The 21,991-nt window shown below is 46.8% G+C and carries 21 protein-coding genes; 11 read left to right on the forward strand and 10 right to left on the reverse strand.

Annotated elements, in window-relative coordinates:
• The first annotated feature begins 31 nt into the window (after nt 1–31).
• Genes gspH through AB4323_RS01990 form a run of 7 tightly spaced genes read left to right on the forward strand, consistent with a single transcriptional unit; the run spans nt 32 to nt 5,282 of the window.
• A complete protein-coding gene (gene gspH / locus AB4323_RS01960; RefSeq protein ID WP_017062484.1) occupies nt 32–625 on the forward strand; it encodes a type II secretion system minor pseudopilin GspH in 594 nt (197 codons plus the stop codon).
• Nucleotides 612–1,007 (forward strand): type II secretion system minor pseudopilin GspI, encoded by a 396-nt coding sequence (gene gspI, locus AB4323_RS01965; protein ID WP_017062483.1) that lies wholly within the window; start codon nt 612–614, stop codon nt 1,005–1,007. Before gspH ends, gspI begins: the two co-directional genes overlap by 14 nt.
• Complete coding sequence (gspJ, locus tag AB4323_RS01970; RefSeq protein ID WP_017063073.1) at nt 994–1,761, forward strand: type II secretion system minor pseudopilin GspJ; 768 nt, start codon at nt 994–996, stop codon at nt 1,759–1,761. The genes gspI and gspJ overlap by 14 nt, the downstream gene beginning before the upstream one ends.
• Complete coding sequence (gene gspK / locus AB4323_RS01975) at nt 1,745–2,794, forward strand: type II secretion system minor pseudopilin GspK (protein ID WP_372151476.1); 1,050 nt, start codon at nt 1,745–1,747, stop codon at nt 2,792–2,794. Before gspJ ends, gspK begins: the two co-directional genes overlap by 17 nt.
• Nucleotides 2,763–3,992: a type II secretion system protein GspL gene (gene gspL, locus AB4323_RS01980; protein ID WP_102332601.1), complete on the forward strand. Its 1,230-nt coding sequence runs from the start codon at nt 2,763–2,765 to the stop codon at nt 3,990–3,992. The genes gspK and gspL overlap by 32 nt, the downstream gene beginning before the upstream one ends.
• 20 nt (nt 3,993–4,012) lie before the next feature.
• On the forward strand, nt 4,013–4,501 hold the full coding sequence (locus AB4323_RS01985; protein ID WP_102332602.1) for a type II secretion system protein M: 489 nt from the start codon (nt 4,013–4,015) through the stop codon (nt 4,499–4,501).
• A 1-nt stretch (nt 4,502) separates the two neighbouring features.
• Nucleotides 4,503–5,282, forward strand: a complete 780-nt coding sequence (locus AB4323_RS01990; RefSeq protein ID WP_372058093.1) for a type II secretion system protein N — start codon at nt 4,503–4,505, stop codon at nt 5,280–5,282.
• Between the two features lie 119 nt (nt 5,283–5,401).
• Here the strand turns inward: AB4323_RS01990 and cysQ are convergent, their stop codons facing one another.
• From cysQ to AB4323_RS02010, 4 genes are all read right to left on the reverse strand, one after another.
• Complete coding sequence (gene cysQ / locus AB4323_RS01995) at nt 5,402–6,229, reverse strand: 3'(2'),5'-bisphosphate nucleotidase CysQ (protein ID WP_017062477.1); 828 nt, start codon at nt 6,227–6,229, stop codon at nt 5,402–5,404.
• Between the two features lie 36 nt (nt 6,230–6,265).
• Complete coding sequence (nudE, locus tag AB4323_RS02000) at nt 6,266–6,817, reverse strand: ADP compounds hydrolase NudE (protein ID WP_019826462.1); 552 nt, start codon at nt 6,815–6,817, stop codon at nt 6,266–6,268.
• A gap of 298 nt (nt 6,818–7,115) precedes the next feature.
• Nucleotides 7,116–7,700 carry a Fe-S biogenesis protein NfuA gene (gene nfuA / locus AB4323_RS02005; RefSeq protein WP_102332663.1) on the reverse strand — a complete coding sequence of 195 codons (585 nt, stop codon included), beginning with the start codon at nt 7,698–7,700 and terminating at the stop codon, nt 7,116–7,118.
• A gap of 109 nt (nt 7,701–7,809) precedes the next feature.
• Nucleotides 7,810–8,523, reverse strand: a complete 714-nt coding sequence (locus AB4323_RS02010) for a ComF family protein (protein ID WP_372151478.1) — start codon at nt 8,521–8,523, stop codon at nt 7,810–7,812.
• 93 nt (nt 8,524–8,616) lie between these two features.
• Here AB4323_RS02010 and bioH point away from each other — a divergent pair, with 93 nt between their 5' ends.
• Entirely contained in the window at nt 8,617–9,393 is a 777-nt protein-coding gene (gene bioH / locus AB4323_RS02015; RefSeq protein ID WP_017063077.1) for a pimeloyl-ACP methyl ester esterase BioH, read from the forward strand.
• Nucleotides 9,394–9,745: 352 nt separating this feature from the next.
• Entirely contained in the window at nt 9,746–10,219 is a 474-nt protein-coding gene (locus AB4323_RS02020; protein WP_017063078.1) for a hypothetical protein, read from the forward strand.
• Between the two features lie 126 nt (nt 10,220–10,345).
• Here AB4323_RS02020 and AB4323_RS02025 read toward each other — a convergent pair whose 3' ends face one another.
• Together AB4323_RS02025 and greB are read right to left on the reverse strand one after the other, a co-directional pair.
• Nucleotides 10,346–12,676 (reverse strand): Tex family protein, encoded by a 2,331-nt coding sequence (locus AB4323_RS02025; RefSeq protein WP_102428474.1) that lies wholly within the window; start codon nt 12,674–12,676, stop codon nt 10,346–10,348.
• Nucleotides 12,677–13,339: 663 nt separating this feature from the next.
• A complete protein-coding gene (gene greB / locus AB4323_RS02030) occupies nt 13,340–13,822 on the reverse strand; it encodes a transcription elongation factor GreB (RefSeq protein WP_017062470.1) in 483 nt (160 codons plus the stop codon).
• Between the two features lie 178 nt (nt 13,823–14,000).
• On the opposite strand from greB, the gene ompR reads away from it, so the two are divergent.
• Nucleotides 14,001–14,720 (forward strand): two-component system response regulator OmpR, encoded by a 720-nt coding sequence (gene ompR / locus AB4323_RS02035; RefSeq protein WP_008218409.1) that lies wholly within the window; start codon nt 14,001–14,003, stop codon nt 14,718–14,720.
• A 153-nt stretch (nt 14,721–14,873) separates the two neighbouring features.
• Complete coding sequence (gene envZ, locus AB4323_RS02040) at nt 14,874–16,169, forward strand: two-component system sensor histidine kinase EnvZ (RefSeq protein WP_102398527.1); 1,296 nt, start codon at nt 14,874–14,876, stop codon at nt 16,167–16,169.
• Nucleotides 16,170–16,445: 276 nt separating this feature from the next.
• Here the strand turns inward: envZ and recG are convergent, their stop codons facing one another.
• From recG to gmk, 4 genes are all read right to left on the reverse strand, one after another.
• The gene (gene recG / locus AB4323_RS02045; RefSeq protein WP_017062468.1) at nt 16,446–18,524 is read right to left on the reverse strand and encodes an ATP-dependent DNA helicase RecG; all 2,079 of its coding nucleotides are present in this window, start codon (nt 18,522–18,524) and stop codon (nt 16,446–16,448) included.
• 177 nt (nt 18,525–18,701) lie between these two features.
• On the reverse strand, nt 18,702–20,828 hold the full coding sequence (gene spoT, locus AB4323_RS02050; RefSeq protein WP_048612458.1) for a bifunctional GTP diphosphokinase/guanosine-3',5'-bis pyrophosphate 3'-pyrophosphohydrolase: 2,127 nt from the start codon (nt 20,826–20,828) through the stop codon (nt 18,702–18,704).
• 39 nt (nt 20,829–20,867) lie between these two features.
• Nucleotides 20,868–21,140 (reverse strand): DNA-directed RNA polymerase subunit omega, encoded by a 273-nt coding sequence (gene rpoZ, locus AB4323_RS02055; protein WP_009848003.1) that lies wholly within the window; start codon nt 21,138–21,140, stop codon nt 20,868–20,870.
• 119 nt (nt 21,141–21,259) lie between these two features.
• Nucleotides 21,260–21,883: a guanylate kinase gene (gene gmk, locus AB4323_RS02060; RefSeq protein WP_017062466.1), complete on the reverse strand. Its 624-nt coding sequence runs from the start codon at nt 21,881–21,883 to the stop codon at nt 21,260–21,262.
• Between the last annotated feature and the right edge of the window lie 108 nt (nt 21,884–21,991).

The following is a 21,991-nucleotide window of genomic DNA, read 5'->3' on the forward strand; positions in this document are numbered from 1 at the left end:
ATGGTAGGACGTAAACAGATGGAGTCTAAAGGTGAAAACTAAGCAAACACAGCCAGGTTTCACCTTGATTGAGATTCTCTTGGTGTTGGTACTACTGTCAGTAACGGCGGTTGCGGTGATCGCGACCATTCCTACCAATAGCAAAGATGTTGCTAAAAAATACGCTCAAAGCTTTTATCAGCGAGTTCAATTACTCAATGAAGAGGCTATTTTGAGCGGCTTAGATTTTGGCGTTCGAGTTGATGAAAAGAAATCGACCTATGTACTGATGGCGCTTAAGTCTGAAGGCTGGCAAGAAGTCGATTTTGAAAAAATCCCCTCTTTAACTGAACTACCGGAAGAACTCGCATTGTCACTGACCTTAGGTGGTGGCGCATGGGAAGACGATGATCGGTTGTTCAACCCAGGAAGCTTGTTTGATGAAGATATGTTTGCTGATCTTGAAGAGGAAAAGAAGCCGAAACCACCACAGATCTACATCTTGTCGAGTGCTGAAATGACGCCATTTGTATTGTCGTTTTATCCAAATACCGGAGACACCATACAAGATGGTTGGCGTATTCGAGTATTGGACAATGGTGTGATTCGACTGCTAGAACCGGGAGAAGAAGATGAAGAGGAATAACCGTTCTCCTTATCGTTTTCGTGGTATGCCCCTTGGTTCTCGAGGAATGACGCTGCTAGAGGTATTGGTTGCGCTCGCTATCTTTGCGACTGCGGCGATCAGTGTGATTCGTGCTGTTACTCAGCACATCAATACCCTCAGTTATCTCGAAGAAAAAACCTTCGCGGCTATGGTCGTTGATAATCAAATGGCTTTGGTGATGCTGCATCCTGAGAAGCTAAAAAAAGCGCAGGGCACACAAGAGTTGGCCGAGAGAGAGTGGTTTTGGAAGGTCACGCCAATCGATACTAGCGATGATTTATTAAAGGCGTTTGATGTGAGTGTGGCAACCAGTAAACAAGCTTCTCCAGTGGTCACGGTGCGCAGCTATGTGGTCAAGTAAAAGCGTGTCGTTAGCTCAGAGCAAGTCGCTAAGTAAGAGCATGTCCGCCAATAAGCGTGTGCCTCGTAAACAAGGACTATCTTCGAAAGGGAGAGGCTTTACCTTAATTGAGGTTTTGGTCTCGATCGCTATCTTTGCCACGTTAAGCATGGCGGCTTATCAGGTAGTAAATCAGGTTCAGCGCAGCAACGAGCTTTCAATCGAGCGCAGTGCTCGTTTAAATCAACTGCAACGTAGCTTAGTCATTTTAGATAATGATTTTCGCCAGATGGCGGTGCGACAATTTCGTACCAACGGTGAAGAAGCATCATCTAAGCTGATCTTAATTAAAGAGTATTTACTGGATTCCGACAGCGTTGGCATCATGTTTACTCGCCTTGGCTGGCATAACCCACAGCAGCAGTTTCCTCGCGGAGAAGTCACCAAAGTGGGTTACCGCATTAAAGAAGAAACGCTTGAGCGTGTGTGGTGGCGCTACCCCGATACTCCTGCAGGACAAGAAGGTGTGATTACGCCTTTGCTTGATGATGTTGAAAGCTTGGAATTCGAGTTTTATGACGGAAGCCGCTGGGGGAAAGAGTGGCAAGCCGACAAATCGCTACCGAAAGCGGTAAGGTTAAAGCTAACCTTGAAAGATTATGGTGAGATAGAGCGTATTTATCTCACCCCTGGTGGCACGCTAGATCAGGCCGATGATTCTTCAAACAGTGACTCTTCAAGTAGTAATGAGGGGAATAATGACTCATCGAACTAATAAGTTTGCACTGACAAGGTCTGCCATGGGGCGCAAGCAGCGAGGTGTTGCGCTGATCATTATCCTGATGCTACTGGCGATAATGGCAACCATCGCAGGCAGTATGTCGGAACGCCTGTTTACTCAATTTAAGCGCGTGGGCAATCAACTGAATTACCAACAGGCTTACTGGTACAGCATTGGTGTCGAAGCGCTGGTGCAAGACGGCATTAGGCAAAGCTACAAAGACAGTGATACCGTCAACTTGAGTCAACCATGGGCGTTAGAAGAACAGGTATACCCGTTGGATTATGGTCAAGTTAAAGGCCGTATTGTTGATGCTCAGGCATGTTTTAATCTCAATGCGTTGGCTGGTGTGGCGACGACTTCAAGTAACCAAACACCTTATTTAATTACGGTTTGGCAAACCTTGTTGGAAAACCAAGATGTTGAGTCTTATCAGGCCGAGGTTATTGCACATTCAAGCTGGGAATTTGTTGATAGTGATACCCGAACCACCTCTTCAGCTGGTGTAGAAGACAGTACTTATGAGGCGATGAAGCCATCTTATTTGGCAGCGAATGGCTTAATGGCCGATGAGTCCGAGCTACGCTCGGTTTATCAAGTCACTGGTGAGGTGATGAATAAGGTTCGCCCCTTTGTTTGTGCTCTGCCGAGCGACGATTTCCGTTTGAATGTGAATACTCTTACGGAAAAGCAGGCGCCGTTATTGGAAGCGATGTTTGCCCCCGGCTTAAGTGAATCGGATGCCAAACAGCTGATAGACAAACGCCCATTCGATGGTTGGGATACGGTGGATGCGTTTATGGCTGAGCCTGCTATTGTGGGTGTGAGTGCCGAAGTCAGCAAAAAAGCGAAAGCATATTTAACTGTAGATAGCGCCTATTTTGAGCTAGATGCAGAGGTATTAGTTGAGCAGTCACGTGTACGTATACGGACGCTTTTCTATAGTAGTAATCGAGAAACAGTGACGGTAGTACGCCGTCGTTTTGGAGGAATCAGTGAGCGAGTTTCTGACCGTTCGACTGAGTAGCGAACCACAAAGCCCTGTGCAGTGGTTAGTTTGGTCGACAAGCCAACAAGAAGTGATAGCAAGCGGTGAACTGTCTAGCTGGGATCAGCTTGACGAGTTAACGCCTTACGCTGAAAAGCGCAGCTGTATCGCTTTATTGCCGGGAAGTGAATGCTTAATTAAGCGTGTTGAGATCCCGAAAGGTGCTGCTCGCCAGTTCGATTCTATGCTGCCGTTTTTATTAGAAGACGAAGTCGCACAAGATATCGAAGACTTACACCTGACTATTTTAGAGAAAGACGCAACGCACGCGACAGTGTGTGGTGTGGAACGTGATTGGCTTAAGCAGGCGCTGGATACTTTCCGCGAAGCGAACATTATCTTTCGTAAAGTATTGCCTGATACCTTAGCGTTGCCTTTAGAAGATCAAGGCATCAGTGCGCTGCAGATCGACCAACATTGGTTATTGCGTCAAAGCAACTATCAAGCAGTGTCGATCAATGAGGCGTGGCTAGCGATGTTCTTACAAAGCGATTGGGTTGCCTTAGATGACGAAGAGCAATCACCAACGATTTTTAGCTACACCGCACTGCCAAGTGATGACGTTCAACTGCAAAGTGGCATTGAGTGGCAAGCTAAACCTGCTGAACTGGTGATGTCTTTACTGAGCCAACAAGCCATTACAAGTGGCGTAAACTTACTGACTGGCACCTTTAAAACCAAATCTTCATTCAGTAAGTACTGGCGTGTATGGCAAAAAGTAGCGATCGCAGCTTGTTTGCTGGTGGCGGTGATCGTCACTCAGCAAGCCTTAAAGGTTCAGCAGTACGAAGCACAAGCCGAAGCGTACCGAACGGAGAGTGAACGTATCTTTAGAGCGGTGCTGCCTGGTAAACAGCGTATTCCGACGGTCAGCTACCTTAAGCGCCAGATGAACGATGAAGCTAAGAAGTATGGTGGCTCGGGTGATGGTGATTCCTTACTTGGATGGCTAGCGTTACTGCCAGAAACTTTAGGACAAGTGAAAGCCATCGAAGTGAATAGTATTCGCTACGACGGCAACCGCTCAGAGGTGAGATTGGAAGCGAAAAGTACTGACTTCCAATATTTCGAGACTGCGCGAGTGAAACTTGAAGAGAAGTTTACCGTTGAGCAAGGGCCATTGAATCGTAATGGTGATGCCGTATTTGGCAGCTTTACTCTTAAACCCCATCAATAACCTGCGTAAGGAGATCAGTGATGAGAAATATGATTGAGCCACTCCAAGCGTGGTGGACTTCAATAAGTCAAAGAGAGCAACGACTAGTGATTGGTTGCTCAATTCTATTGGTGGTCGGTGTCGTTTATTGGGGGCTAATCCAGCCACTCAGTCAGCGAGCTGAACTTGCGCAGACCCGCATTCAAAGCGAGAAGCAACTACTGGCTTGGGTAACCAATAAAGCCAATGAAGTGGTTGAACTACGAGGCAGTGGCGGCATTAGTGCCAGTCAACCTCTGAATCAATCTGTGCCAGCTTCTATGCGTCGCTTTAATATCGAGCTAATACGCGTGCAACCACGTGGCGAAATGTTGCAAGTGTGGGTAAAACCTGTGCCTTTTAATAAGTTCGTTGACTGGCTAACATACCTGAAAGAAAAACAGGGTGTGGAGGTTGAGTTTATGGACATTGATCGCTCCGATAACCCAGGGGTTATTGAGGTCAACCGACTACAGTTTAAACGAGGTTAATGTGAAACGCGGTTTATCTTTGAAGTTAGGTTTACTTTTTGGCGGCATCTTTATTGTCTTTTTCTCGGTTAGTCTGTTGCTGCATCTACCGGCCTCTTTTGTACTCAAACATGCACCGGCTGTGCGTGGCTTGAATATTGAAGGTGTTGAAGGAACGGTTTGGCAGGGCAGCGCCAATAATATCGCCTGGCAGCGTGTTAATTACGGTTCAGTACAGTGGGACTTTCAGTTCTCTAAACTCTTCCAAGCCAAAGCTGAATTAGCGGTTCGTTTTGGTCGTAATAGCGACATGAACTTGTCAGGAAAAGGGCGTGTTGGGTACAGCATGAGTGGTGCGTATGCGGAAAACTTAGTCGCATCAATGCCCGCTGCTAACGTGATGAAATATGCTCCAGCCATTCCAGTCCCGGTTTCAATTGGTGGAAAGGTTGAGCTGATGATCAAGCATGCGGTTCATGCTCAACCTTGGTGTCAGTCTGGTGAAGGTACTGTGGCTTGGTCTGGTGCTGCAGTCGATTCACCTGTTGGTTCATTAGACCTTGGTCCTGTGATTGCGGACATAACCTGTGAAGACAGTACAATTGCAGCCAAAGGCGTTCAGAAGAGCACTCAAGTAGACAGTGAGTTCTCAGCGAGTCTAACATCTAACCAGCGCTACACATCTGCAGCGTGGTTTAAACCGGGTGTTGAATTCCCGCCAACGATGCAAAATCAGCTTAAATGGTTGGGTAATCCTGATAGCCAAGGTAAGTACCAGTTTACTTATCAAGGTCGTTTTTAGCTAAACGGCTAAGGGTCACTAAATTACGAGATATAAAAAACGGGCACCTCACTGAGGTGCCCGTTTTGTTTGTTCTGAGAATCTAGAGGATATCTGACAGTTAAAGGGAGCAAACTCGCCTAGTCTTTGCCTTGCAAAATTTCTACCCACGGTAAATCTGCATCACCGAGTACAATGAAGTTCGGGTTTTCTAGCGTTTCTCTTTCATTGTACGAAAGCGGTTCTAGTTGAGTACTTAAGATACGTCCGCCAGCTTCTTCAACAATGCACTGCGTTGCGGCGGTATCCCACTCTCCGGTTGGTCCAAGGCGCAGATAACAATCCACAGCGCCTTCTGCGACTAAACAGGCCTTAAGCGCTGCTGAGCCTAGAGGAACCAAATCATAATTCCATGCTGAGCTCATACGGCTAGTGATGCGATTGATGTCCTGGCGACGGCTGATCGCCATGGCGATTGACTGGTTTGGCAGCTCGTGACGATGCGTTTTGATTTTCACGCTGTCATTAAGGTCTGGGATCTTCCAAGCGCCTTTGCCACTGTAAGCGTAATAGCTCACACCTGAAACGGGTGCGTATACCACGCCCATCACTGGCTTGTTATGCTCGATTAGGGCGATAATTGTCGCGAAATCACCACTTCGTGCGATGAACTCCTGGGTGCCGTCCAGTGGGTCAACTAACCAGTAGCGATCCCATTGAGAGCGTTGCTCTAGGCTGATGTCGGCGTCTTCTTCGGATAATACGGGAATATCAGGCGTCAATTCACTGAGTTTTTTTAATATCAGCTTATGTGCTGCAAGATCGGCACTGGTTACTGGAGTGTCATCACTCTTAATGAACTCTTCGTAATCCTTTTTCTCGTAGATCTCTAAGATGAGTTGACCAGCAGAGCGAGCAATCTCAATGACAGAGGGTAGGAGGTGAGACAAATCTTTTGTTATTGGCATAAATGTTCTCTTACTCTTAGAGCGAGCCTGAATGTTCTAGTTATTGTTTAATACACGAAGGCTTAAAAGCAGGGCTGTAATACTCCGAGCCTCACAGAAATCGAGATGTGTTAACAGTTCTTCGGCTTGAGCAAGTGGCCAGCGCACAATATCGAGAGGCTCTGGCTCATCACCTTCTAGCTTTTCTGGGTAGAGGTCTTCTGCAATAAACAGCGTCATTTTGCTAGAGAAGTAAGAGGGTGCAAGGATCACTTCCTTCAGCGGAGTAAGCTTGTTGGCACCGAAGCCTATCTCTTCTTTGAGTTCGCGAACGGCGGCTTCGTTTGGCTGCTCACCTGGATCGATAAGCCCTTTCGGAAAGCCCAGTTCATAGCGTTCTGTGCCCGCTGCGTATTCACGCACCAATAGAATGTCGCCTTGTTCAGTAATCGGAACCATCATTACTGCGTTGCGGCCACTAGGCTTCATGCGTTCGTAAGTGCGCTGTTCGCCGTTTGAAAAGCGTAAATCGAGAGACTCGATAGAGAATAGTTTTGATTGAGCGACAGTTTGCTGAGCCAAAATCTCTGGCTTGGTCCTTTTTGTCATTGCGCTCGCTCCTTAGCTCATTGGAATTCTTTCTTATAAAGTCATTCTAATATAGGGGAAATGACGTTGAGTTCCTAGATCCGAGTTTTCATATCCTAGAATTATTAGAGCAGGAACCGATTGCGATCACTTGAATACCTTACTCAAGATGGTAACCAACCGAGAATTCGGGTTATTTCGTTCGGGAATACAAGAGCATAGTGAGATCGTGTTCGAGCGTATCTGTTTAGCCCTAAAACAAAAAAGGTTGATGCTTGCGCATCAACCTTTCAAATAACAACTAACACTAAATCAGTGATTAGTAGTAAGAGTGCTCACCACGATCGTGCTCAGTTGCATCACGAACAGCAGTCAGTTCACCTTCAAACTGTTGAAGAAGTTCTTTCTCGATGCCTTCTTTTAGCGTTACATCAACCATAGAACAACCGTTACAACCACCACCGAATGCTACAATAGCTGCGCCGTCTTCAGTGATTTCTACCAAGCTAACGTGACCGCCGTGACCAGCAAGTTGTGGGTTAACTTGTGTTTGAATTGCGTATTCAACACGTTCTACAAGTGGTGCATCGTCTGCGACTTTACGCATCTTAGCGTTTGGTGCTTTAAGCGTTAGCTGAGAGCCCATTTTGTCAGTAACGAAGTCAATTTCAGCTTCATCTAGGAACGGTAGGCTTAGCTCATCTACGTATGCACAGAAAGCTTCGAATTTAAGCTCTGTGTCAGACGCTTCGATAGCATCTGTTGGGCAGTAAGAAACACCACACTCTGCGTTTTGTGTACCCGGGTTTACCACGAACACACGAATGTTTGTACCTTCAGGCTGCTGTGACAGCAGATTGGCAAAGTGAGTTTGAGCTGTTTCTGTAATAGTAATATTTGACACGACGAATACCTGAGTAGATTTGTAGGTTATTAGCGCCATTCTACTCCTGTCAGATTTGTAATTCAGCCCTTTTTTGTTGGATTGCTGTACAAGTAGTGATTCACAGCTTTTATCCAGAGGGCTCAGGAGTGCGGCAGATGCAGTAAATATCAATCCTTTTAACGTCCACTTCAAGTAGTAATTGGCATAATTGATACACAGTACTGCCGGTGGTTACAACATCATCAATTATCGCGATGTGAGAGGGGATAGTTCCTTGAACGTCTTGTTTTCGCAGCGCAAAAGCGCTCTTTAGATTGTGTAATCGTACGGATTTAGTCAGCCCCTGCTGGGAAGCCGTTGAGCGAATTCGACGAAAGAGCACATCACTTTCAACGCCAAGCTCTTGAGCCGTGTAGTCGGCTAGCAGCTTACTTTGATTAAAGCCGCGATGAGTATATCGACGCCAATGCAGCGGCACGCTGGTGATCAGCGGAGCAGGATATTCGATACGTGATGCCAATAGCTTAGATAGATCACGTGCAAACCAAAACTTATCAGCGTACTTCATTTGCTGAATGTAACCTGCTGTAGGGAAGGTGTAATCGCCGACACAGTAGAGGCGATGCCAAGGTGGAGGTTGAGATAAGCACTGTCCGCACTGCTCTACTGTGAGCAGTGTTTTTAAACCACATCGTTGGCAGCGTGGTACTGGCTGAAAGAGTTTGAGACAAGAATTGCACCATCGAGGATGTGTATCACTGGGCAGTTTATCAAGTTTGCACAGGTGGCATTGAGGTGTGACCAGACGTGGTGTGTGTTTTTGTAGCCAATCGGATAACATAGCTCGTGATGCTTTTGGGTTATGGTGTTCCTTTTGCTCACCATACTGAAAAGCGCGGATTATCGCTGATGGAAAAAGTAGGGAATATTGAGAATGAGTGACGCGTTATATTGGCATGTTTCTGGGCAAGGGCCTGATTTAGTACTGGTTCACGGCTGGGGAATGAACGGTGCGGTATGGCAACAAACCGTTAATGCATTACAAGCTGATTTTCGAGTGCATGTTGTCGATTTACCAGGGTATGGACACAGCGCGCACTGCCACGCTCAAGATCTTGAAGAGATTGCTCAGCAGCTTTTGGCCGAAGCACCAAAGCAAGCGATTTGGGTGGGTTGGTCACTTGGAGGCTTGGTCGCAACGCACATGGCTCTCCATCACTCAGATTACGTGAGCAAGCTGGTGACTGTCGCCAGTTCTCCCAAATTCGCCGCTGCAAAAGAGCCCGTGTTATGGCGAGGCATTCAGCCCAACGTATTAAGCGCATTCACCGAGCAACTGGTTGAAGATTTCCAAACCACCATCGAACGCTTTATGGCATTGCAAGCCATGGGCAGCCCTTCAGCAAGGCAAGATGTAAAACAACTCAAGCAAGCGGTGCTGTCTCGCCCGTTGCCGAACCCTGACTCATTATTGGCAGGATTAAAGATGCTGTCGGATGTCGATCTGCGTGAACAACTGCCTGAGATTTCAGTACCAATGCTACGCTTGTATGGTCGATTAGATGGATTGGTGCCAATCAAGGTTGCGAAAGACTTAGGCACAGCCTTGCCTCATACCGAGCAATACATATTTACCCAGTCTTCGCATGCACCGTTTATGACCGAAGCGGATGCCTTTTGCAGTGAGCTTGTCAGCTTCGCACAAAAATAATTGCTAAATATATATCCGGCTTGGTCGATATATAAGCTAATACCAATCACAGTAAGTAAGTGTTCAAAAATAGCGTAGGTAAAAGGCTTGAGAACAAGGCAGCTTTTTTTGACAAGTAGTTTCGATAAGTAGTTATTCTACAATCAAAAAATCTAACGCCGTTATCGAGCATTTTAACAAGCTAGGATGATCAGTTATTTACTACGATTGGTATAACACCAACGTGTTGCATGATACTCAGACCTAACTCTCTCCAGAGCTGATTGCGGTAAGTTGGGCTATGCCTGTTGTGCGTTCTCGGTATAACAGTGCTATGGCAATAGTGATGGGCGATTCTTGAGGAGAGTTCGCGATGATTGTGTCACCTGCAACTGCAGTGAGTGTGCCATTAATCGCCCCGTCCGTTAATGTGCAAACAGAGCAAGTTGCGCGTGATAATAGAGTCCGAGAGCCTGTTGCTCCCGCAGTAGCATTGGCGAGAACCAATGCAGAGCGTAAGGTAAAATCAGACGATAAACGAAGGCAGCAGTCGGCTTGGGATCCTTCAGACCATCCAGGTTATGAAATGGAGAACGAGTCAGAGGCCAATTCGGTTAGCCAAGAAGAGCCACAAGACCCTTTTGATCGGCTGTTCAGCTTATTGGCACTGAAAACATACAGTGCTGATCAAGGCAAAGGTTATACCATGCGTTTCCGCCTGCCAAAGCATGTTTTAGATGCGGCGATTCAGGAAGGACAGATGGAGAAACGACGTAAGGTCATAAAGTATCATTATGGTCATGCTGTTGCGCCTCATGCTCCATCAGAGATGTTGGTGGTCTTATAAATCAAAAGTTTACGAGTCAACCAAGCTTCGATGTCTTTTTTGAACACATAATAAAAAAACCTGCATACCCTAAGGGATGCAGGTTTTCTGTTTTAAGCACATCAGTTTTTTAGATGAGCTAATGGATTACTTTTTCGCTTTAGCAAAAGCGGCAGCGAATGCTCCACCCATTGCAGCGTTTTGTTGCGGCTCTTCACGACGGCGTTGGCCACCTTGCGAGTTTTGATTCGAGCGGTTTTGTGTACGAGGTGCACTTGAACGTTGAGCACGGTTGTCTTGTCCAGGCTCGTCCTTCATACGCATGCTCAGTGCAATACGTTTACGCTGAACATCCACTTCCATCACCTTCACTTTCACGATGTCGCCCGCTTTAACCACTTCACGTGGGTCAGAGACAAAGCGATCGGTCAGCGCTGAAATATGAACTAAGCCATCTTGGTGAACACCAATATCAACGAAGGCACCAAAGTTAGCCACGTTCGATACCACACCTTCTAGAATCATGCCTGGTTCTAGGTCTGAAACGCTGTTTACGCCATCTGCGAAGGTTGCAGTCTTGAACTCAGGGCGAGGGTCGCGTCCCGGCTTATCCAGCTCCTTGATGATGTCGGTGACCGTTGGAACACCAAAGTTTTCATTAGTGTAATCAACCGCGTGCAAACCACGTAAGAAGTCGGTGTTACCTACCAGAGATTTGATGTCTTTGTGGTTTTTCTCAGCAATGGTTTTCACTACTGGGTAAGCTTCTGGGTGAACCGATGATGCATCTAACGGGTTCTTACCATCCATAATACGTAGGAAACCAGCACACTGTTCAAAGGCTTTTGGCCCTAAGCGAGCGACTTTCTTTAGCGTAGTACGTGCTTCGAAGCGACCATTCTCATCACGGAAATCCACGATGTTCTGAGCGATGGTGCTAGAAAGGCCGGCTACGCGAGTAAGTAGCGCGGCAGACGCTGTATTCACATCAACGCCTACGGCGTTTACACAGTCTTCGACAATCGCATCTAGGCGCTTAGCGAGCATGGTTTGGCTCACATCGTGTTGGTATTGGCCCACACCGATCGATTTAGGGTCAATCTTCACTAGCTCTGCCAGTGGATCTTGCAGACGACGAGCAATAGACACCGCACCACGAATTGATACATCCATGTTCGGGAACTCTTTTGCAGCTAGTTCAGACGCGGAATACACCGATGCGCCCGCTTCGCTAACAATGATCTTTTGCGCTTTTAGGTTGCCGCGTTTAATTACGTCAGCCACAAAGCTGTCGGTTTCGCGTGAAGCCGTACCGTTACCAATCGCAATCAAATCAACATTGAATTGACGAACCATCTGCTCAACCACGTGTGCCGATTTGTCGTATTGCTTTTGAGGTGGGTGAGGGTAAATAGTTTCTGTTGCCAAAACCTTACCGGTTGAATCCACGACAGCGATTTTCGAACCGGTACGTAAACCTGGGTCCAAGCCTAAGGTTGCTCGAGGACCAGCTGGCGCTGCCATGAGTAGGTCTTTTAGGTTGGTTGCGAATACTTCAATCGCTTCGATCTCTGCACGCTCTTTCATTGCGCCCATCAATTCAGTTTCCATGTGCATAGAAACCTTAATGCGCCATGCCCAGCTGATCACTTGCTTACGCCACGCGTCCGCAGGAGCACTGCTCAGAGTAATGCCGTAGTGATCAGAGATAATGTTCTCACAGTATGAACCACGTACACCTTCTTCTTGCTCAGGATCGGCATTCATCGCCAGTGTTAGGAAGCCTTCATTGCGGCCACGCAGCATGGCAAGTGCACGGTGAGACGGCACTTTGCTGAGTGTTTCGTTGTGCTCGAAGTAGTCTTTGAACTTCTCGCCTTCTTGCTCTTTACCTGTCACTACACGAGCGACTAGCTCTGAGTTGCGTGTTAGGTGTTGGCGAATCTTTTCTAGTAGGTTTGCGTCTTCCGCAATGCGTTCCATGATGATCGCACGAGCACCATCGAGAGCAGCTTTGGTATCGGCAATGCCTTTATCGTTGCTGATGAAGTTCGCCGCTTCCGTTTCTGGATCGTGCTGTGGTTCATTCCACAGTGTGTCGGCAAGTGGTTCTAAGCCCGCTTCAATCGCGATCTGGCCTTTAGTACGGCGCTTTGGTTTGTATGGCAGGTATAAATCTTCTAGGCGAGTCTTGCTGTCTGCTTGAGTGATATCACGCTCGAGTTCTGGCGTGAGTTTTCCTTGGTCTTGAATCGACTTAAGAATTGTTTGGCGACGATCGTCTAGCTCGCGAAGGTATGAAAGGCGGCTATCAAGGTTACGTAGTTGGGTATCGTCTAAGCCACCCGTAACTTCTTTACGGTAGCGGGCAATAAAGGGAACGGTGTTACCGTCGTCAATTAGGTTTACTGCGGCAGTGACTTGCTCAGAACGGACATTCAGTTCTTCAGCGATCAGTCGACAGATAGCTTGGCTCATCCGATGAATCTCTTATTTAATATCATGACAAATACATGGGGGTGAGCGTACGCTTTTTCTAGCTTTGGCTGTGTAATTATCCTGTCAGAAGTCGAATTTCCGTTTCTGATACCCGCTTTGTGCGAGATCTCTTACAAGTGATGTGAGACTAAGTCGCTTTAGACCGATGAAATCGTCTTGATGTTACACTAAGTTGCTGATTTTATTTGATTGTGTGTTTGTGGGCGTATTTCTCACCTGAAATGTTTTTTAAGACTATCTAGGAAACACGGCCATTTGCCGTAATATTTAACTTGTCGACAGGGAGTTGGCAGGAACAGGAAAAAGCCTAATGGACTAGGTATCTTCAGGATGAAGATTTGATTACTTAGGATGAGTGGTCAGCAAGGAAGTGATAATCTCTGGATGAGATTCGCCAGTCAGGATGACAGGCTAGAATGGACACCGCTAGGATGGCGATGAACAAAAAGGAAATTGGTTAAAGGATTTAGCCACTATCAAGGAAAGATGCAGGGAGCACCTTATCTCGAAGAGATAAACAGTAGCCGGATTGCTGCGATAGAGACTTAACCCCGCTAGGCGAAAGCCTTGCGGGGTTTTCTTTTATCTGGAGTTTGGGTTTGCTGCACACTCAGTTTATCGCTAAGTGTTTATTAAGTTTGGTTATTCGTTGTCTGCGTAGCGAATCGAGTTAATGAACCACTCTTTGTCGCCTTCCGGTGTTTTTACCGTAAACTCGTCATCTACTTCTTTCTTGAGCAGAGCTCTAGCCATTGGTGAGTCGATAGAGATATAGCCTTTAGCATCGCCGTAGATCTCTTCTGGGCCGACAATTCGAAACTTCTTAATTTCCCCATCATCATTCTCAATTTCGACCCAAGCACCGAAAAATACCTTACCTTCTTGTTGTGGCGAGTAATCAACGATCGTGACATCAGGTAGGAACTTTCTTAAAAAACGCACTCGGCGATCGATCTGACGAAGTAGACGCTTATTGAAGGTGTAATCTGCGTTTTCTGAGCGATCTCCAAGGCTTGCCGCCCAAGTGACTATCTTAGTAATTTCAGGGCGTTTCTCGTGCCATAAGTGGTCATGTTCTGCTTTGAGCTTGTTATAACCTTCTCGAGTAATAAGTTTGGTTTTCATAAATCTGACTTAATGAAATGATGATCTAAGATAGAATATATAGAAAGGCAACATACGTTAACAATTATTTAGGCGACTTTTTCTCCAATAATGTTACATTTTTAATGTCTTATACCAATATACAATTTACCAAGAATGCTTAACCTTAGGTTTAAGCTTTAATAGGTGGAACCATTACATGCAAGAAAACTACAAAATTTTAGTGGTCGATGACGATGCTCGTTTACGTGCACTGTTAGAGCGCTATCTGTCAGAGCAGGGCTTTCAAGTGCGTAGCGTGGCAAACAGTGAGCAGATGGACCGCCTGTTAACCCGTGAAAATTTTCACTTGATGGTATTGGATTTAATGTTGCCGGGCGAAGATGGTCTATCGATCTGTCGTCGTTTACGAAACGCAAACAACTCGCTACCAATCCTGATGCTTACAGCAAAGGGTGATGAAGTGGATCGCATTGTGGGCTTGGAAGTGGGTGCTGATGATTACCTGCCAAAACCATTTAACCCACGTGAACTGCTTGCTCGTATTAAAGCGGTACTGCGTCGCCAAGTCATTGAAGCGCCGGGCGCACCAAGTACAGAAGAGTCTGTGGTTGAATTTGGTGAATTCCGTTTGAACCTAGGTACTCGCGAAATGTTCCGCGGTGAAGAGCCAATGCCGCTTACTTCGGGTGAATTTGCGGTTCTTAAGTCCTTGGTAACGAATGCTCGTGAGCCAATGTCTCGCGATAAGCTGATGAACATGGCTCGTGGCCGTGAGTATTCAGCAATGGAACGTTCTATCGATGTTCAGATTTCACGTCTGCGTCGTCTAGTTGAAGAAGATCCAAGCAAACCTCGCTACATCCAAACGGTGTGGGGCTTGGGTTATGTATTCGTTCCAGATGGCAAAGCTGTGTAATTCAGCTTAATAAGCTCTACAGTAGCTTTATCGATTCTGTGAATCTTACGGGTCATCTCATTAATATGCGATGGCCCGTTTTCTATTCAGCACAATGGTTTAGAGTTATAGTCATATAACACTTTCTTTATCTTTCTACATCTCGGGTACCCCATGCGTATACGTAGCTCCTTTACTCAGTCGATAGTGCTTTTCTTAACGCTATTGGTCGCTAGCCAAATTTTTTCTTATTACGCGGTGTTTAACTATGCGTTGATGCCAAGTTTGCAGCAGTTTAATAAGATTTTGGCTCACGAGCTAAACCTGGTATTGGACCAAGGCAGTGATATCGAGATCGATGCGCCATTGCGTCAGCGTGTGCTTGAACAGCTCGGGGTAACCGTTCACGCCAAGGGCAGCGAAGCGGCGGGTGAGTATTACCATGCGGTCGCAATCGACCTGATGAGTGAGGAGATGACCAAGGAGCTGGGTTCTGAAACTGAAGTGCGGCTGATCTTGGGTAAAGAGAGCTATGTGCTTTGGATGGACATTGCGCAGTTACCCAACTCTTTAATTCGTATTCCGTTATCAGAGCTGCAAGAAGAGGATTTTGCACCACTGTTTCGTAACAGTCTGATCATGGCGCTGTTGATTGTCGCAGGTGGTTGGCTGTTTATCCGATTGCAAAACCGTCCGTTGATAGCGCTAGAGAAAGCGGCGCAAGGTGTCGGGCGAGGTGATATTCCACCGCCATTGCCAGTTCAAGGCGCACAAGAGATTCGCTCGGTAACTCGAGCCTTTAACCAGATGTCGAAAGGCATCCAAGAGCTAGAAGAAGACCGCGCCTTGTTGATGGCGGGTATCAGCCATGATTTACGTACTCCGTTAACGCGTATTCGCTTAGCGACTGAGATGATGTCACCAGAGGATGCCTACTTAGCTGAGGGGATTATCAGTGATACCGAAGAGTGTAATGAAATCATCAGCCAGTTCATGGATTACCTAAAGCCTGTCGACCGAGATTCATTCCAAGCGGTGTTTGTCGATGATATTGCTCGTGAGGTATCGAGCTCTGAGGGTGGCTACGAGGTTCAGATTGAAACCGATATTCCAGAATCGATGAAGCCAGCGCTAGGTAATCCGATCGCGATGAAGCGTGCTGTGAGCAACTTGGTGGTGAATGCGCTGCGTTACGGTAATGGTTGGGTCAAGGTATCAACTGGTATGACGGCGGATAACAAGCTTGCTTGGGTGACGGTAGAAGATAACGGGCCGGGTATTCCACAAGACCAGATCGGAAAGCTGTTTGAACCTTTCACGCGTGGTGACACGGCTCGTGGTAGCGAAGGAACGGGCTTGGGCTTAGCAATTGTGAAACGTATCGTTAGCCAGCATCAAGGTGCTGTTGTGGTCAATAACCGCAGTGAAGGTGGCTTAAAAGCGCAGATCAGTTTCCCGGTTAAGCCCTAGTTATCATCGGTCCGTTTGATGACGATAAGTTCGGTTCGGGGAACGGTTAAGAGATCCCCGACTCGGTCATTATTCCCTCTCCGAGGATGACGAATTGCTAACCATGGACTTTGATGATGAAAGTTTACTTTGATCGTCATTCCCTATCGTGAGGAACGAGCGAATAGGGAATCTCGCTCTTGCTTGATGAAAGTAACGCACACTAAAAAGGCTTCCTTGAGGAAGCCTTTTTTACGTTTGAATACGGTCTCAGTGTTAACTATGCCTTAGTGTTAACTACGCCTTAGAGTAAACATCGCGTTCACCCAACCAACGGTTGATGATCGCCTTAGCATTGTCTGGGTAGCTATCGTGAATATGACGCGCAATACGCTGCACTTCAGGTATCAAACGTTGGTCACGAATTAGATCGGCGATCTTGAAATCAGCCAAGCCAGTTTGTTTGGTACCGAGCAATTCACCGGGGCCACGGATTTCTAAGTCGCGCTGTGCAATCACAAAGCCATCGTTACTTTCACGTAGCACACCTAGGCGTTTCTGAGCGGTTTTAGACAGCGGAGAGTGATACAACAATACACAATGACTTGCGACCGAACCTCGGCCGACACGGCCACGCAGTTGGTGCAGTTGCGCTAGGCCAAGACGTTCTGGGTTCTCGATGATCATTAAGCTCGAATTCGGAACATCCACACCAACTTCAATCACGGTTGTCGCAACCAATAGATGCAGCTTGTTCTCTTTGAACTCTCGCATCACCGCTTGTTTCTCGGCGGGTTTCATACGGCCATGGACTAAACCAATTTTTACGTCAGGCAGTTTGCGTTGCAGCTCTTCTGCAGTGTCGGCCGCGGCTTGCGCTTCTAATACTTCGGATTCATCAATTAGCGTACATACCCAGTAGGCTTGTTTGCCTTCATTGAGACACGCATTACGCACCCGTTCGACAATATCATCGCGCTTGGTATCAGGAATTGCCACGGTTTGAATTGGGGTTCGTCCCGGTGGCAGTTCATCAATAATCGAAGTTTCGAGGTCGGCATAGGCCGTCATTGCTAACGTTCGTGGGATTGGGGTAGCGGTCATGACCAACTGATGTGGGTAGTAGCCTTGCTTTGCGCCTTTCTCACGTAGCTCTAATCGCTGGTGGACACCAAATCGGTGTTGCTCATCAATGATCACTAAACCAAGGTTTTTGAACTCGACATGCTCTTGGAACAGGGCATGAGTACCGACCACCATTTGCGCTTCGCCACTGGCAATACGTGTTAGTTCAGTTTCACGAGCTTTGCCTTTGAGCTTACCTGCTAGCCATCCAACTTGAATACCCATTGCCTCAAACCAGTTGGCAAAGTTAATCGCGTGTTGTTCTGCGAGTAGTTCAGTGGGTGCCATAAGTGCTACTTGTTGACCGTGTTCCAATGCGCGAACCGCCGCCAGTGCAGCGACTAAGGTTTTACCAGAGCCCACATCACCTTGCACTAAACGCATCATAGGATGCGGCTTTTCCAAGTCAGCTTCGATCTCTTTGGTCACTCGTGCTTGGGCATTGGTTGGTGAAAACGGCAGCTGAGCCAGTAGCTTATCTTTAAGGGTGTTTACTGGAGGAAAAGGCATTGCCTTGTCTTGCTGCCCTTTGCTACGAACAGACAACATAGACAGGTTTTGAGCCAGTAACTCTTCCATAATTAGGCGCAGTTGCGCAGGGTGCTTGCCTTCATCAAACAGCTCTAGGTCAATGCCCGGGGGCGGCCTGTGAATGGTATGCAGTGCTTGTGCGAGGGTAATTTGGTGGTCGTATAAACCTGATGGGAGAAGCTCGTTAACTGCGGCCTTGTCGATTAGCTCTAAGGCTTGATCGGTAAGATTACGCAGCGTGACTTGTCTTAGCCCTTCGGTGGTTGGGTACACCGGAGTCAGATTGGCTTCAACGTCTGGCTGTTGCCTCGGCGCAAAGAATTTGTAGTCCGGATGGACGATCTCAAGCCCCATATTACCGCGCTTGATCTCACCATAAGCATGCACTTGTTTGCCTTCGGCAAAGTTATTCTTCATGCCTGCAGTGAAGTTGAAAAAACGCAGTGTAATAGTGCCATTACCATCACTGATCTTTACTGCGAGCATCTTACGTTTACCGAAAATGGTATCGACGTGCATTACCTTGCCTTGCACTGCTGCCCATAAACCAGCATGCAGTTTTACGATTGGATAGATACGCGTTCGATCTTCGTAGCGCAAAGGCAGGTGAAACAGTAAATCTTGTACGTTGTTAAGCCCAACCTTCTCCAGTTTCTCTGCGACTTTTGCGCCGACTCCAGATAAAGAGTTGAGAGGGATAGCAGATAAAAGCTGTGACATAACAAGGCTCATAAACGTAAGAGAGATGATCTATTCAAGCATTTTACTGGATTTTTGTACAGGCAGGAATGGGAGGGAGCGCGGTAAATACTAGGATTACGGTTATAAAAATCCCCTTAAGCGATAAAGCATTAAGGGGATTTAAATTCTTGGCAAAACTATTATCAAGTTTAAACGTTAGTTCTTACGACGTCTTACTTTCAGCGCGTGTGGCATCACACGTAGCTTTTTCATAATACTTGCAAGGTGAACACGATCTTTGGTGGTCAGCAAGATAGTCACTGTGTACAGGCGTCCATCACGTTCTTCAGTTGAAATACCGTGAATGTTCGAGCCTGTTTTCGAGATAACGTTAGTTAACTCAGCCAGTGCACCTTGGTGATTCTGCAGATCAACCTGAAGTTCAGCAGTGAACTCTTGGTCGTAATCGTCAGACCATTCAACCGCCATGTATTTGTCTGGTTCTTTCTGGTAACCACGAACGTTTGGACACGTTTCACGGTGAACCACAAGGCCACGACCTGGCGATACATGGGCAATGATGTGATCATCTGGAATTGGGTGACAACAGTTGGCGAACGTTAGCAGTAGACCTTCAGCACCACGGATTGGAAGTTTCTTCCTAGGCGTGTCGCTGTTGTTTTCTACTTCAGTCAGTTCGTCAGCATCACCAAGCAGACGACGAGCAATTACGATACTCATCAGCTCACCAAGACCAATCGACGCCAGCAAGTCTTCAACGCTTTCTAGGCGTAAGTCAGACAATACATGTTCTAGATTCTCTTGGCCGATATCGGCAATAGAGTGTTCGCCAAGTGCATGATTCAGTAAACGACGGCCTAGCGTGATCGACTCTTCACGACGCATGGTTTTTAGAACCTGACGGATCTTTGTACGTGCGCGTGAGGTCACTACGTAGTTGAGCCATGCTGCATTCGGACGTGCGCCCGGAGCACTGATGATCTCAATAGTTTGACCGTTCTTCAGCGATTTGCTGAGTGGGTAAGGGTTCATGTCTACACGAGCACCTACACACATGTTGCCGACATCGGTATGCACCGCGTAAGCAAAATCGACCGCTGTTGCGCCTGCCGGAAGTTCGACAATGCGACCCTTCGGCGTGAACACGAAGATCTCATCTGGGAACAGATCAGACTTAACGTTTTCAATGAATTCGAATGAGTTACCCGCGCTTTGTTGCAGCTCAAGTAAGCTCTGCATCCAACGTTGTGCTTTAACCTGTGCGGTTGTGCCATTACTGCTGCGTGAGCCGTTGCCTTTGTAAGACCAGTGCGCTGCGACACCTTTGTCTGCCATTTGATCCATATCTTCAGTACGGATCTGAACCTCAACTGGCACCCCGTGAGGGCCGATCATTGACGTGTGCAGAGATTGGTAGCCGTTGGCTTTTGGTACCGCAATGTAATCTTTCATGCGGCCAGGGCGAGGCTTGTACAGGCTGTGAGCCTGACCAAGTACGCGATAACAAGTATCTGGGGTATCAACCACGACGCGGAAAGCGTAGATGTCCATAATGGTGTGGAAGCGCTGCTCTTTAGTTTTCATCTTGTTGTAGATGGAGAACAGGTTTTTTTCACGACCAAGTACGCGAGCAGGCAAACCGACCTCTTCAAGGCGGCCTTCAATTTCGCTATGGATACGTTGGATCATTTCCTTACGGTTACCACGCGCAGCTTTCACTACGTTTTTAAGTACGCGATAACGGTTAGGATAGAGGGCTTCAAAGCCCAGCTCTTCTAGTTCGGTCTTGATGTTATGAATACCAAGACGGTGAGCTAGTGGAGAATAAATCTCTAGGGTTTCACGAGCAATACGACGCTTTTTGTCAGGACGAAGTGCCCCAAGCGTGCGCATGTTGTGAGTACGGTCAGCTAATTTGATCAAGATAACGCGGATGTCTTGCACCATGGCGAGAACCATCTTGCGGAAGTTCTCTGCTTGCGCTTCTTTGCGATCACGAAATTTAAGCTTATCCAGCTTAGATACACCATCAACCAATTCAGCAACGGTATTGCCAAATTTTTCCTCTAGATCTTCTTTAGTGACATCACAGTCTTCGATGACATCATGAAGCAGAGCAGCTTGCAGGGTTTCGATATCCAGACGCATTTCTGCCAGGATTCTTGAAACAGCTACAGGGTGGATAATGTATGGTTCACCGCTTGAGCGGGTTTGCCCTTCATGGGCGTCTCTCGCTACCACATAAGATTGACGCAGAGCCTCAATTTGAGGCTCTGTTAGGTATTCTTGGGCAACGTCTTTGAGGCTATCGAATAGATACAAATTAAAGGCCCGGAAGGTTAATTAGTTCGAATGACGTTCTTAACGAGTGTGAGCGATGCTGCTTACTGCTGCAAGTTCAGCCGCTTCTTGCTCTTGTTGCTCTTGACGTTCACGAGCATCTAGTACGTCTTTAGTGATAAGACCTTCTTCGATTTCGCGAAGAGCGATAACCGTTGGCTTATCGTTTTCTTCAGGCACTAGTGAATCTTTACCGCCAGTTTGCATTTGACGTGCGCGGCGAGCCGCAATAAGAACTAGGTCGAAACGGTTGCCAACTTTTTCAACAGCGTCTTGAACAGTTACGCGTGCCATGAGGACTCCAAATAGTAATTAACTAATAAATTTTTGATGACGAGAAAGTATACAAGTTTAACTAGATACTTTCTAGATCACCGTATACTTATCTCAATAGAAAATCTAGGGGATCTAGATTATTCCGCTAATAAAGCAGTAAGCATGCCGCTGTATTTCGCTGCTTGCTTATCTTCTTTTAAGCGTTCCGCACGAATGATAGCTCTGAAGTCCATTAGGGCTGCATCAAAGTCGTCATTCACGATCACATAATCATATTCTGCATAGTGAGAAATCTCTGATTTTGCTTCGCTCATGCGTTTCGCAATAACTTCGTCGCTGTCTTGACCGCGAACATTCAAACGACGCTCTAGTTCACCATTTGATGGTGGAAGAATGAATACACTCTTCGCTTGAGGCATTTGTTCACGGATCTGACGAGCACCTTGCCAGTCGATATCTAGGAATACATCGATACCGCGGTTTAGGTTTTCTTCAATCCAAACGCGTGAAGTACCGTAGTAGTTGCCGAACACTTCAGCGTACTCTAGGAATTCACCTTTAGTAATAAGGTCTTCAAAATGATGCTTCTCTACGAAGTGGTAGTGAACACCATTTTCTTCACCAGGGCGCATACCGCGAGTGGTGTGTGAAACAGATACCTTCATTGCGTAGGTTGGATTGGTTTCTAGCATTGCTGAGATCAAGCTCGACTTACCTGCGCCACTAGGTGCAGATACGATGTAAAGAGTACCTTTGCCCATCTGTATATTTCCACTGTTGGTTGGATTGAGTGAAGGCAATAAACCTACACTTTAAAAGATAGCACTGACTCTAATTTTTGTTCCGATGGCGCATCTACTAATTGTGCC

Origin of the sequence: Vibrio sp. 10N.261.52.C11 (genome assembly GCF_041471405.1) — a bacterium.
Lineage (GTDB): Bacteria > Pseudomonadota > Gammaproteobacteria > Enterobacterales > Vibrionaceae > Vibrio > Vibrio crassostreae_C.

Bases quoted from the DNA above. Each gene is read 5' to 3' on its own strand.
- gspK (WP_372151476.1), top strand. From the start codon at position 1,745: ATGACTCATCGAACTAATAAGTTTGCACTGACAAGGTCTGCCATGGGG.
- gmk (WP_017062466.1), bottom strand. From the start codon at position 21,883: ATGGGCAAAGGTACTCTTTACATCGTATCTGCACCTAGTGGCGCAGGT.
- AB4323_RS02025 (WP_102428474.1), bottom strand. From the start codon at position 12,676: ATGAGCCAAGCTATCTGTCGACTGATCGCTGAAGAACTGAATGTCCGT.
- AB4323_RS01985 (WP_102332602.1), top strand. From the start codon at position 4,013: ATGAGAAATATGATTGAGCCACTCCAAGCGTGGTGGACTTCAATAAGT.
- cysQ (WP_017062477.1), bottom strand. From the start codon at position 6,229: ATGCCAATAACAAAAGATTTGTCTCACCTCCTACCCTCTGTCATTGAG.
- rpoZ (WP_009848003.1), bottom strand. From the start codon at position 21,140: ATGGCACGCGTAACTGTTCAAGACGCTGTTGAAAAAGTTGGCAACCGT.
- envZ (WP_102398527.1), top strand. From the start codon at position 14,874: ATGCGTATACGTAGCTCCTTTACTCAGTCGATAGTGCTTTTCTTAACG.
- ompR (WP_008218409.1), top strand. From the start codon at position 14,001: ATGCAAGAAAACTACAAAATTTTAGTGGTCGATGACGATGCTCGTTTA.
- gspI (WP_017062483.1), top strand. From the start codon at position 612: ATGAAGAGGAATAACCGTTCTCCTTATCGTTTTCGTGGTATGCCCCTT.
- AB4323_RS02020 (WP_017063078.1), top strand. From the start codon at position 9,746: ATGATTGTGTCACCTGCAACTGCAGTGAGTGTGCCATTAATCGCCCCG.
- greB (WP_017062470.1), bottom strand. From the start codon at position 13,822: ATGAAAACCAAACTTATTACTCGAGAAGGTTATAACAAGCTCAAAGCA.
- gspJ (WP_017063073.1), top strand. From the start codon at position 994: ATGTGGTCAAGTAAAAGCGTGTCGTTAGCTCAGAGCAAGTCGCTAAGT.
- AB4323_RS02010 (WP_372151478.1), bottom strand. From the start codon at position 8,523: ATGTTATCCGATTGGCTACAAAAACACACACCACGTCTGGTCACACCT.
- bioH (WP_017063077.1), top strand. From the start codon at position 8,617: ATGAGTGACGCGTTATATTGGCATGTTTCTGGGCAAGGGCCTGATTTA.
- recG (WP_017062468.1), bottom strand. From the start codon at position 18,524: ATGTCACAGCTTTTATCTGCTATCCCTCTCAACTCTTTATCTGGAGTC.
- nudE (WP_019826462.1), bottom strand. From the start codon at position 6,817: ATGACAAAAAGGACCAAGCCAGAGATTTTGGCTCAGCAAACTGTCGCT.